We start from the raw sequence: 11331 nt of genomic DNA, 5'->3' as shown, positions 1-11331 counted from the left end.
CGCGACAGAGCACCGCGGCTACGTCGAGAACGCTAGGGATTCGACGGCCTGGAATCGTCACCGCGCAGTGGACATTCGCAGGTAGCTCGCACGGGGGACAAGTACGCCGCGAAGCTCGTTCACGAACCGCCCGCGCAGCTCGCCGCCGCGCCCAGAGTGCACGTCGGCACCGGCCACCAGGCCGTCGCCAAGGTCGACACCGGGTGGCTCACCGGAGTGATCGAACGTCTGGAAGCCGAACCGCGGCTTCGGCCGTGCCTGACGGCGTTGGCCAACAACCTGCCATCGGTGGTTGTCGTCGAAGGTTAGGGCCAGCTACTGGGTCACTCATGATCGTTTCTTGGCCCAGTTGTCGCCTTGGCCGTTCTCGGCCACTTCCTCACGTCCGGTAACCGCGTCGCTCCTGCTGCGCGTCTCATGAACAGATCAAGCAGGTTCAGCAGGCTCACACAGAGGAGACCGCTCATGACCGGCAGTAGATCACTCATGCGTTCCCTGGCACTGGCGGCCGTCGCCGTACTCGGCGCGAGTTCGCTGTCGACGGGGACCGCCCATGCGCAGCCGCTCACGCTGCTGCAGTGCCAGGGCATCGAGACCGTCACCTACAACCCGGGGGTGACCTTTCAGCAGCGGGACATCGACATGACCATCGATGCCCAGTTCAACTCCTGCATCGACGGTGCGGGCGAGGTGACGAGCGGCTCCTACGGGAATCAGGCCACCGTCTTCGTCGGCTGCAACGAGCTCCTCGGCGGGTTCGAGGGCAAGCGCACCGTCACCTGGAGCACAGGAGACACCAGCGTGATCGAGGAGAGCGGCAGCAGCACCGCCGTGGCCGGCCAGGTCATCACCACGACCACCGGCAAGGTCGTCCAGGGCCGATTCCAGGGCCGGAGCACGCTGCACGTCAGCACGCTTCCGCAACCAGGGCTGCTGCAGTGCCTTACCACCGGCTTCACGAGCGCGACCGGGGTGACGACGCTCACCATCACCTGACGCCGGGGTACTGATTCCACGCTGTACGCACCGGCGACCCCGCAGGGGTTCCTTCCCCCTGGCGAGCGACCCGTATTTCAGCCGGTTCTTCGAGCATCAGGCCGGGGATGAGTTTCCTCGCGAGACGCGGCTGACGACATGTTCACCGGTTTTCGGCCGGGTCCCGCTGCGGGCTTCGCATCGCCGTTCATGCACTCCTGGACGCTACGCGCAAGGGCCTCATCGCCCCCGAGACCGCGTGCGACAAAGGGATGCAGGACAGCTTCGCCCTGCGGACCGCCGCCACGGTGTCCCTGGTCGCCTCCACCGCCTGACAATCCGTTGCGCATCACCGGGCTCCTGGCCTCTCGGCTGTGGAGCCCGGCCTCATGGCCGGCGGTGCCAGCCGAATGGATCACACCTTTCCTGTAGGGCTCGGGCGATCACAGCAGCCGCTAGGTAGAGTTGCATCTCGCTCGCTTCACAAGGGAAGGTCAACGATCACCCGTGGCTGATTCGTTCGTTCACCTGCATGTTCATACCGAGTACTCGATGCTGGACGGGGCGGCGAAGATCGGTAAATTGGCCGAGCGGGTGGCCGAGTTGGGGATGCCGGCGATCGCTATGAGCGACCACGGCAACATGTTCGGCGCCTATGAGTTCCAGGCGAAGATGAAGGCCGCCGGCGTGACGCCGATCATCGGGATCGAGGGCTACGTCAGCCCGGAATCCCGCCTCCACAAGAAGCCGGTGTTCTGGGGGGAGCCCCACCAGCGCAAGTCTGACGAACGTACCGGTCTGGGTGGCGATGTGTCGGCCAGCGGCACCTACCTTCACAAGACGATGTGGGCGGTCAACCCACAGGGCCTGCGCAACCTATTCAAGATCTCTTCCCTGGCCTCCCTTGAGGGCCACATGAAGAAGTACCCGCGCATGGACGACGAGTTGTTCGAGCGGTACCACGAAGGGATCGTCGCCACCACGGGCTGCCCGTCCGGCGCCGTTCAGACCCGGCTCAGGCTCGGACAGTACGACAAGGCGCTGGAACACGCCGCCAAGTATCAAGAGATCTTCGGGCGGGACAACTACTTCCTGGAACTGATGGATCACGGCGGGATCCCGATCGAGACAGGGGTCCGTGGTGATCTCCTGCGTATCGGCAAGGCTCTCGGCATTCCGCCCCTCGTCACCAACGACTCCCACTACGTGACCGAAGACCAGGCCACCGCCCACGACGCGTTGCTCTGCGTCGGCACCAACTCCCAGCTCAGCGACCCCAACCGGTTCCGCTTCTCCGGCAACGGCTACTATGTGCGCTCCGCTGAGGAGATGTGGGCTCTGGACCCGAGCTCTGATGTGTGGGCCGAGGGCTGTAAGAACACCCTGCTGATCGCGGAACGGGTCGAACCCTACGACGAGGTGTTCGCCCATCGTGACCTGGCAGCCAAGTTCCCGGTTCCCGAAGGGGAGACCGAGATGAGCTGGCTCCGCAAGGAAGCCCAGCGCGGCGCGGTGCGGCGCTACGGCGTTTCCGTACCGGCCCATGTCACGGAGCGGATCGAATACGAGCTCGGCGTCATCGAGAGCATGGGTTTCCCCGGATACTTCCTCGTCGTCGCCGACATCTGCCAGTACGCTCGCGACAACGGCATCTGGCTCGGCCCCGGCCGAGGATCGGCCACCGGATCGATGGTGGCCTACGTCACCGGCATCACCGAGCTCGACCCGATTGAGCATTCTCTGCTCTTCGAGCGGTTCCTGAACCCCGAACGCATCTCCATGCCCGATGTCGACCTCGACTTCGACGAGCGTCGGCGCGGCGACATGATCCGGTATGTCACGGAGAAGTACGGCGAGGACAACGTCTCACTGATCATCACCTACATGACGATCAAGTCGAAGGCGGCGGTCAAGGACGCGGCTCGTGTCCTGGGCTACCCCTTCCCGGTAGGCGAAAAGATCACCAAAGCGTTTCCGCCGGCCGTCATGGGCAAGGAAATCCCCCTTACCGGCATCTTCGATGAGAAGCATCCCCGGTACGCTGAGGCGACCGAACTGCGGAAACTGTACGAGGAAGACCAGGACGTCAAACAGGTCATCGACCACGCGCTCGGCCTTGAAGGGCTGACCCGCGGCACCGGCGTTCATGCCGCAGGCGTCATCTTGTCTTCCCAGCCGTTGCTCGACGTCATGCCGATCTTCATGCGGCCTGACGACGGCGCTCGCATCACCGGCTTCGACGGGCCCAGTTCCGAGTCCATGGGCGCGCTGAAGATGGACTTCCTCGGCCTGCGCAACCTGACCGTCATCGGCGACGCGGTGCAGAACGTGAAGGACAACCGCGGCATCGACCTCGACATGCACAGCCTGTCGCTGGATGACAAGAAGACCTACGAACTACTGGCCCGCGGCGAAACACTCGGCGTGTTCCAACTCGACAGTTCGATGATGCGGGACCTCACCAAGCTGATTGCTCCGGCCCGGTTCGAAGACATCTCGTCCATCCTGGCCTTGGGACGTCCCGGCCCCATGGGGGCGAACGCCCACACCAACTATGCGCTGCGGAAGGCCGGACAGCAGGAGATCAGCCCGATCCATCCCTCGCTCGAGGAAGTTCTCGACCCGATCCTCGGCACGACCTACCACCTGGTGGTCTACCAGGAGCAAGTCATGGCCATCGCCCAGCAACTGGCCGGCTACACCCTCGGTGGCGCCGACATCCTGCGCCGGGCGATGGGTAAGAAGAAGAAAGAGGAGATGGACAAGCAGTGGGCCACCTTCTCCTCGGGCATGACCGGCAAGGGATATACAGAGGCAGCGGCAAAGGCCGTCTGGGACGTTCTGGAACCGTTCAGCTCCTACGGCTTCAACAAGTCCCACACCGCCGGCTACGGGCTCGTCTCTTATTGGACCGCCTACCTCAAGGCCAACTATCCGGCGGAGTACATGGCCGCCCTGCTCACCTCTGTCGGCACCAACAAGGACCGCATGGCGCTCTACCTTGCCGAGTGCCGACGGATGAAGCTCAAGGTCCTGCCGCCTGACGTCAATGAATCCGGACTCCGTTTCAGCGCCGTCGGAACGGACGTCCGCTTCGGCCTGGGGGCGATCCAGAACGTCGGAGAAAACGCCATCAACGGCATTATTACGGCCCGCACGCGCAAGGGTGCCTACACCGACTTCAATGAATTCCTGGCCAAGGTTCCCCAGGTCGTCTGCAACAAGAGGACGATCGAATCGCTGATCAAAGCCGGTGCGTTCGACGGGCTTGGCCACACCCGCCGAGGCCTGATAGAGGTTCACGACCAAGCCGTTGATGCAGTAATCGACGTCAAGCGCAAGGAAGCTCTCGGCCAAGACTCGCTTTTCGGCGCGTTCGAGGATGCCAGTGAGGGGGAAAGCGTATTTCACATCTCCGTCCCCGAAAGGGAGTGGGACAAGAAGACCAAACTCTCTTTCGAGCGGGAAATGCTTGGCCTTTACGTCTCCGACCACCCGCTCAACGGGGCCGAACGCATCCTCCAGCGCAACCGGGACCTGACCATTGCCCAAATCCTCGATGGCCAGGCCGGAGCAGGCAACGTCCGCATCGCCGGCATCATCTCCGGCATCGACAAGAAGGTCACCAAGAAGGGTGACGTCTGGGCCATCCTCAAGATCGAAGACCACGACGCATCTATCGAAGTGCCCTGCTTCCCTCAGACCTACCAGCTTTACGGCACCAACCTGGCCCCCGATCTGGTCGTCTCCGTCACCGGCCGGATCCGTTCACGCGGCGACGGTGAGGATGCCACCATCTCCTTCAACGCCACCGACATAACATTCCTTGACGTCTCCGGCATACAGGACGACGGCCGCGAACCAATCGTGATCTCTCTCCGGGAGGAGCGCATCGACAAGGAGTTCGTCAATGAGCTCAAGCGTATTTTGACCACGCATCCCGGGGAAACGCCGGTCCGCCTACGAGTAGAGTGCCTCAACCGGAGGATCCGCCTCGTCGAACTCCCCGATTACGCCGTGAACATCCACAACGGGGCGTTCGCCGGCGACATCAAGGTTCTTCTGGGCGCCAACGCGTTGGTCGTGCCATGACAGGCGTCTTGACGTTCCCCCAGGACCGAGTCGAAGTCGTTCCGTCAGAGGAACCACCTGAGTGCGGACGATGCGGTAGGGAAGGGTCCATCCGTGCTGGCTCTTCGGGGGCAAGTCGAATTATCTTATCTCCGCTTGACTGGCCGCGGGTTGGATGGCGCGCGACGATCCCGCGTTCTATTAGTATTTGACAACAGGCGTGAAGTGCGGCGGTCGGTATACTCGCCGCCGCCGAGCAGCAGTGCTGCCCTGCTCGCCGGTTACGCGGGGCCGCGTACGCGCCGCACAAGGTCGTCGGCGGCCTCCGGCCACTGGGAGTGGTTGAAAGCGAAGCCCGCTTCGAGCAGGCGGCTGGGGACGACCCGGCGGCTTTTCAGTAGGAGTTCGGTGTCCGAGCGCAGCGCGAACGCGCCAAGCTCGGCCATCCACTTCGTTGCGGGCAGGCCCACCGGGACACCCCACGCGGTGCGCAGCACGCGCATGAACGTGCGCTGGGGCAAAGGAATGGGAGCAGCGAGGTTCACCGGCCCGGCGAGGTCGTCCCGGTCGGCCAGGAACTCGACGGCGCGGACGAAATCGCGGTCGTGGATCCAGGAGACGTACTGCGCGCCACCGGCGATCGGGCCGCCGAGGCCGAGCCGCGTCAGCCGCAGCAAGATGTCGAAGACGCCGCCGCGGTCGGGGCTCATCACCATGGCGGCGCGCATGGCGACCTTGCGCGTGTCCGGGGTTTCGGCTCGCTCCTGCGCCCGTTCCCACGCTTTCGCGATCTCGACGCTGTAGGCCCAGTAGCCCGGGACGCCGGATTCGGTGCCGCCGAGCACGCCGGTCGCCTCGTCGTTGGGCGCGTCGAAGCGGTGGGCGTAGACAGTGGCGGTGCTCATCTGCAACCAGACCCGGGGAGGCCGCACGGCGGCTGCGATCGCCTCGCCCACGACCCGGGCGGAGTGCACGCGCGAATCCATCATGGCCCGCAGGTTGCTTGGGGTGTAGCGGCAGTTGACGCTGCGTCCGGCCAGGTTGATCACGATGTCGCTGCCGTCGATCTCCTCCGCCCAGGGGCCCAGGGTCTCGCCGTCCCAGCGAACTTCACGGTCGCCCGCCGGCCGTCTGGTCAGGACTACGACGTCATGGCCTGCGGCGGTCAGCGCGCGATTCAAGATCGTGCCTACCTGACCGGTTCCACCGGGTATCGCTATCTTCATCAGACTTCCCCCGGGTGAGTGGGACGAGCCTGGCTAACCGACCCAGACCAGATCGTAGATCATAATCATTTCGGCTGCGTCGTCGGGTCGCGCCGAGCACCCACCGGTGGACCTGGCCCTGCTGCCGGTCAACGGCCTGCGGCGACTGTTCGGGCCGCCCATGGTGATCGGCCCCGCCTACACGGTGGCAGTACCGCGGGCACCGCCGCGGACACCCTCGCCGTGGCAGGGCCCGCCCTGAGGGTGATCGATCTGCCGACGGGGGAGCGCGGGGAGTCGATGCGATGAGCCTTTCGAGGCGCGGGCGGTGTCAGGTGGTGATGGTGGCGACGGGAGCGACGCCGTAGGTGCGGGCGTAGCCGTTCTCGGTGCCGACGAGGAGGTCGACGACCTCGAAGTAGCGGTCCCAGAAGGGGGTTTCGCGCAGCGCGTCGACGAGGAGCCGGTAGGCGTGATGGTCGTCCGCTTCCCAGACCCAGACGTCGGTGACGCGCGCGGAGTAGAACTCCGTGTCGTAGAAGCGCGACCGGACGCCGGCGGTCCTGGCCTCGATCGCGGGGACGACCTGGGTGGCGAAGGCGTCCACCCGTTCCTGGACGGTCATGGCGAGCCACTCGGGCGTGGTCTTGACGAGCATGAACGCGGTCACTGTCGCTTCTGCCTGCTCAGTGGACATTGATGGGTCCTCTCGCGGTGTTGGCGGCCGTCAGGAGAGGACGGCGGGCTTGAGGGTCTGGGCGCACCACTGCTCGAAGGTGGTGGGGGAGGCGGTGTCCGGGGTGGGGGTGACGCCGGAGTCGAGGCCGTTGTCCTTGGCCTGCTTCATGTCGACGATGCCCTGGACGAACGCCTCGTTGAGGCCGTAGCCGACGAGGGTGGCGTACAGGTCGTCGAGCGGCTGGCGTTCGTAGCGGACGGGGCGGCCGAACTGCTCGGTCATGATGCGGGCCAGGTCGTTGGGGGACAGGTCCCGCGGCCCGAGCACCGGGACGCTGCCGACGCCGGTCCAGGAGCGGCCCAGCAGCAGGCCGGAGGCGACGGCGGCGATGTCGGCGACGGCGACGATGGGGGCCTTGCGGTCGGCGTCGACGGCGTCGGTGAAGACGCCCTTCTCGCGGATCGAGTCGGCCTCCTCCAGGAGGTTCTCGAAGAAGGAGGGGTTGGCCAGGGCCCGGTAGGCGACGCCGGTGCCTGCGATGAGGTCGTCCATGGCGAGGGACGCGGTGACGAGTCCGGCGTGTCCGGCGACCGGGGTGCCGCGGCCGAGCGCGGAGACGCCGACGACGTGGCCGACGCCGTGGGCGGCGAGCGCCTTCGCCGCGGGGCGGGTGAAGCCGCGGTAGGCGTCCATCGGGGTCAGGGAGGCGTCCGGGGGGACGAGCCAGAAGACGGCGTCCGCACTTTCGAAGGCCCGGTCGACGACCTCGGCGTCGCCGTGCGAGCCGGTGATCACCTCGACGCGTTCGCGTACCGCGTCGGGGAGCCGGGCGGGGTCGCGCACGATCACGCGTAGTTCCTCGCCGTGGGCGGGGGCGGACTCCAGGAGCAGAGAGAGCAGGTGGCGGCCGATGTTCCCGGTGGGAGCGGTAATGACGATCATGAGAACCTCGTGGGTCGTTCCGGTTCGGTACGCCCCCATCCTGTGGAGGATCACGGTGTTGCCACAATGGGAACTTCAGCACAGGTTCATTGCCAGAAATGGAATTACCCTGATGAGCAGCTCAGATCCGGTCATCGACGCCAACCTCGCCGTCGCGCTGGACGCCCTGCTGGCCGAGCAGAGCGTCACCCGCGCCGCCGCCCGCCTGCGCACCTCCCCCGCCGCCATGAGCCGCACCCTCGCCCGCCTCCGCCGCATCCTCCAGGACCCCCTTCTGGTCCGGGCCGGGCAGACCATGGTCCCCACCCCCCGGGCCCAGGCACTGCGCGACGAAGCCGCCACCGTGGTGCGCCGCCTCGGAGCGCTGCTCACTCCCGGCGGTGACGTCGACCTCGCCACCCTCCGCGGCACCTTCACTCTCCAGGCCGCCGACCTGGTCGGCGCGGCACTGGCCCCCGGACTGCTGCGACTGGCCCGGCGGGAGGCTCCGGGGGTTTCGTTGCGGTTCCGGGCCGAGGAGATGGAGGACGGACCGGCCCTCCGCGACGGCCGGATCGATCTGGAGATCGGTTCCATCGACCACGTCGACCCCGAAACCCGGGTCGAAGAACTGGTCACCCTCCAGATGGCGGCGGCCGTCCGGCCCGGTCACCCCCTCACCGAAGAAATCCTCACGCCGGCCCGGCTCGCCGCCGCCGAACACGTCGTGGTCAGCCGCCGCGGCCGGTTCACCGGACCGCTCGACACCGCCCTGGCCGCGCACAACCTCCACCGGCGGGTCGCCGTCGTCCTCCCCAGCCATCTCGCCGCGATGTCCCTCGCCGCCCGCAGTGACGTCGTCTGCCTCGTTCCCGCCGCACCCCCCGGCACCGGCCCCTCGCCCCTCACCGACGCCGCCACCACTCTTGGCCTGCACCTGCTCGACATCCCGCTGCCGCTGCCGTCACTGACCATCGGCATGGCCTGGCACCCCCGCCACGCCGCCGACGGAGCCCACCGCTGGCTCCGCGACGCCGTCCGCCGGGCTCTTCACGCACCCGAGGGCTCGGCCGCCTGGCCGTTCACCTCGGGCCGCTGATGCCTCTGGCCAGGGGTGCGCGCCAGCCGTAGCGCATGGCGAGGATGCGGAAGGTGAAGGCGAGCACGGCCGCGGACAGGGTGGCGACGAATCCCCGCACGTCCAGGGCGTACAGCACGGCCATCGCCGTCGAGCCGAGCATGGCCGGCACGGCGTAGAGCTGGCGGTCGTAGAGCAGGGTGGGGCGTTCGCCGGACAGGACGTCTCGGATGACGCCGCCGCCGACCGCCGTACAGACCCCGAGGAACACGGCGTGCGGCGGCGCGAGGCCGTGGTGCAGCGCCTTGGCGGTGCCGACGGCGCAGAACAGGCCGAGGCCCGCCGCGTCGAAGATCAGCACGCCGGGCATCGCCCGCTCGACGTGCGGGTGCCAGAAGAAGGCGATGGCGGTGGCCGCGATCGGCACGAGGAGATAGCCCATGTCCCGGAACGCGGCGGGCTGCACGCCGATGAACAGATCGCGCATGACGCCGCCGCCGACCGCGGTGAAGAACGCGAGCACCGCCATGCCGACCACGTCGAGCCGTTTGCGCACGCCCTGTAGTGCGCCGGACAGGGCGAAAACGAAGATTCCGGCAAGGTCGAGCAGGGGGGACACGGCTGCTCATTCTCCCATAAGTCGTGTCCCCGCGACGTGGCCGCCGACTCCCTAAAGGACGGGAGGTGTGCTGCTCGCGGAGGCCGTACGGGCTGAGCGTCCCCCTGTGACGCCCGCGGCCCAGAGGGCTACGCCGATGTAGAGGATCTGCTCGGGGATGCGCTGCCACAGCGGGGTCGCCGCCTCGCCCGCCAGGGTCACCCCGGCCAGCGCGGCGTGGATGTTGGCGGGAAGCATGAGCACGAACAGCAGCGCCAGGCAGATCCCGGCCGCCCGCCGGGTGGCCGGGAGCACCAGGCCCACCGCCCCGGCCAACTCCAGGACGCCGGTCAGGTAGACCACGAAGGCGGGGAACGGGACGAACGGCGGGACCATGGCCACCATGTCGGCGTGGTTCGGCATGACGGTCACATCTGACGGGACGAAGTGGGCGCTGGCCGTCATCACGAGCATGACGGCCAGGCCGTGCGCGGCACTCACTCGCCAGGTGGTGAAGCGGGCCAGACCGAACAGCGCGCCCGACAGGCGGAAGCACAGCGTGGCCACGACGAGAACAATCAAGGTCATGGAATCCCCTCCTTTGGATAACCATGCTATCCAATATTGGACAGTGAAGCTACCCAATAAATGGGAGGCCCCTGGCGGCCGTCCACCCGTACGGGCCGGGCGCGGTCTGGCTGGGGGCGGCGGTCGGCGGTATCTTTCCCGGTAGGTCCTGTGATCGTCGGGATGGGGAGGTTCCGTGAGCGACGGACGCACCGCGGAGATCATGATCGCCGAGGCCAGGAAGGCCTTCTGGGTCATGGTCGGCTTCCTCGCGCTGATCTGGGTCGTGCAGGTGGCCAACTGGGTCAGCGACTACGGCCTCAGCTACAGCTACGGGATCAGACCGTGGGATCCCGGCCGACTGCCCGCCATCGTCAGCTCGCCCCTCCTGCACTGGAGCTGGGCACACATCGAGGGCAACTCCGGACCCCTGTTCATCTTCGGGTTCCTCGCCGCCTACCGCGGGGTGAAGAAGTTCCTCGGGGTGACCGCACTGATCATCTTCGCCGCCGGGCTCGGCCCGTGGCTCACCGCCTCCCCCGCCACGGTCGGCGCGGGCGCGAGCGGACTGGTGTTCGGCTACTTCGGGTACGTGCTCGTGCGCGGCGCCTTCGACCGGCATCTGATCGACATAGTGATCGGCGTGGTCATGGGCCTGTGCTTCGCCTACCAGTTCGTCGGGCTGCTGCCCGCGGAGGGCGTTCTCTGGCAGGCACACGCGTTCGGGTTTGTCGGCGGCATCCTGGGCGGATACCTGTTCCGCGAGCGCGGAGCGAAGCCCGGGCCAGTCGGCGAGGTGCCCGCGAAGACGCCCCCGGCCGACTCCAGGTCGGCCCTGCACAAGGAGATCGAGGACCTGGGGTTGTGACTACGCTCCCGGCGAAGTAGGAGCCCGACCACAGCTTGTTCGCCCGGTAATAGCCGGTGGCCGCCCTGCTGGTCCGGCACCCGCAGGCGTGCGACGCCGTGGCGGCCCTGCTCGGTTACCCCGCGGAATGGTCGGCGGGATGGCCCGCGGCCGAGAGGCCGGCGCCGGTCGAGGTCCGGGAGCTGCTCACCCGTCATCCGGCCACGACGGGCGCGATCGCCGCCCTGCTCGGCCGCTGAGCCGGGCCGGTGAACGACCCGGAACCGCGCCGCGGAGCATGAACCGTCGGCGGCGAGGCGATGCCTGTTCTCGGCGACCGCTGCCCTGCGCGGGCCCTCCCGTGAGGTGTGGACATCATGAATCGGATGA

The 11331-nt window shown here is 67.1% G+C and carries 12 protein-coding genes; 7 read left to right on the top strand and 5 right to left on the bottom strand.

Annotated features, from left to right (window positions below; translation table 11 throughout):
- Positions 1-48 precede the first annotated feature (48 nt).
- From ACFHYQ_RS07855 to dnaE, 3 genes are all read left to right on the top strand, one after another.
- Positions 49-309 (top strand): lantibiotic dehydratase, encoded by a 261-nt coding sequence (locus ACFHYQ_RS07855; protein WP_394300452.1) that lies wholly within the window; start codon positions 49-51, stop codon positions 307-309.
- Positions 310-465: 156 nt separating this feature from the next.
- Entirely contained in the window at positions 466-996 is a 531-nt protein-coding gene (locus tag ACFHYQ_RS07850) for a hypothetical protein (RefSeq protein WP_394300418.1), read from the top strand.
- 486 nt (positions 997-1482) lie between these two features.
- Complete coding sequence (dnaE, locus tag ACFHYQ_RS07845; protein WP_394300417.1) at positions 1483-5067, top strand: DNA polymerase III subunit alpha; 3585 nt, start codon at positions 1483-1485, stop codon at positions 5065-5067.
- A 260-nt stretch (positions 5068-5327) separates the two neighbouring features.
- Here the strand turns inward: dnaE and ACFHYQ_RS07840 are convergent, their stop codons facing one another.
- On the bottom strand, positions 5328-6272 hold the full coding sequence (locus tag ACFHYQ_RS07840) for a TIGR01777 family oxidoreductase (protein ID WP_394300416.1): 945 nt from the start codon (positions 6270-6272) through the stop codon (positions 5328-5330).
- A gap of 106 nt (positions 6273-6378) precedes the next feature.
- Here ACFHYQ_RS07840 and ACFHYQ_RS07835 point away from each other — a divergent pair, with 106 nt between their 5' ends.
- A complete protein-coding gene (locus ACFHYQ_RS07835) occupies positions 6379-6513 on the top strand; it encodes a hypothetical protein (RefSeq protein WP_394300415.1) in 135 nt (44 codons plus the stop codon).
- A 69-nt stretch (positions 6514-6582) separates the two neighbouring features.
- Here the strand turns inward: ACFHYQ_RS07835 and ACFHYQ_RS07830 are convergent, their stop codons facing one another.
- Together ACFHYQ_RS07830 and ACFHYQ_RS07825 are read right to left on the bottom strand one after the other, a co-directional pair.
- The gene (locus ACFHYQ_RS07830) at positions 6583-6948 is read right to left on the bottom strand and encodes a darcynin family protein (protein WP_394300414.1); all 366 of its coding nucleotides are present in this window, start codon (positions 6946-6948) and stop codon (positions 6583-6585) included.
- A gap of 30 nt (positions 6949-6978) precedes the next feature.
- Positions 6979-7872, bottom strand: a complete 894-nt coding sequence (locus ACFHYQ_RS07825) for an NAD(P)H-binding protein (protein ID WP_394300413.1) — start codon at positions 7870-7872, stop codon at positions 6979-6981.
- Positions 7873-7984: 112 nt separating this feature from the next.
- Here ACFHYQ_RS07825 and ACFHYQ_RS07820 point away from each other — a divergent pair, with 112 nt between their 5' ends.
- Positions 7985-8950 (top strand): LysR family transcriptional regulator, encoded by a 966-nt coding sequence (locus ACFHYQ_RS07820; RefSeq protein ID WP_394300412.1) that lies wholly within the window; start codon positions 7985-7987, stop codon positions 8948-8950.
- On the opposite strand, the gene ACFHYQ_RS07815 is transcribed toward ACFHYQ_RS07820, so the two are convergent.
- Positions 8934-9548 (bottom strand): trimeric intracellular cation channel family protein, encoded by a 615-nt coding sequence (locus tag ACFHYQ_RS07815; protein WP_394300411.1) that lies wholly within the window; start codon positions 9546-9548, stop codon positions 8934-8936. The genes ACFHYQ_RS07820 and ACFHYQ_RS07815 overlap by 17 nt on opposite strands.
- A 51-nt stretch (positions 9549-9599) precedes the next feature.
- Complete coding sequence (locus ACFHYQ_RS07810) at positions 9600-10115, bottom strand: DoxX family protein (protein WP_394300410.1); 516 nt, start codon at positions 10113-10115, stop codon at positions 9600-9602.
- A gap of 175 nt (positions 10116-10290) precedes the next feature.
- Here ACFHYQ_RS07810 and ACFHYQ_RS07805 point away from each other — a divergent pair, with 175 nt between their 5' ends.
- Both ACFHYQ_RS07805 and ACFHYQ_RS07800 read left to right on the top strand, forming a co-directional pair.
- On the top strand, positions 10291-10962 hold the full coding sequence (locus ACFHYQ_RS07805; protein WP_394300409.1) for a rhomboid family intramembrane serine protease: 672 nt from the start codon (positions 10291-10293) through the stop codon (positions 10960-10962).
- 56 nt (positions 10963-11018) lie between these two features.
- Positions 11019-11201, top strand: a complete 183-nt coding sequence (locus ACFHYQ_RS07800; RefSeq protein WP_394300408.1) for a hypothetical protein — start codon at positions 11019-11021, stop codon at positions 11199-11201.
- The last annotated feature ends 130 nt before the right edge of the window (positions 11202-11331 follow it).

The organism is Sphaerimonospora cavernae, assembly GCF_042435035.1.
Classification (GTDB): Bacteria; Actinomycetota; Actinomycetes; order Streptosporangiales; family Streptosporangiaceae; genus Sphaerimonospora; species Sphaerimonospora cavernae.
The sequence above is the reverse complement of the archived record's forward strand: the minus strand, read 5'-3'. Positions and strand labels throughout refer to the sequence as shown.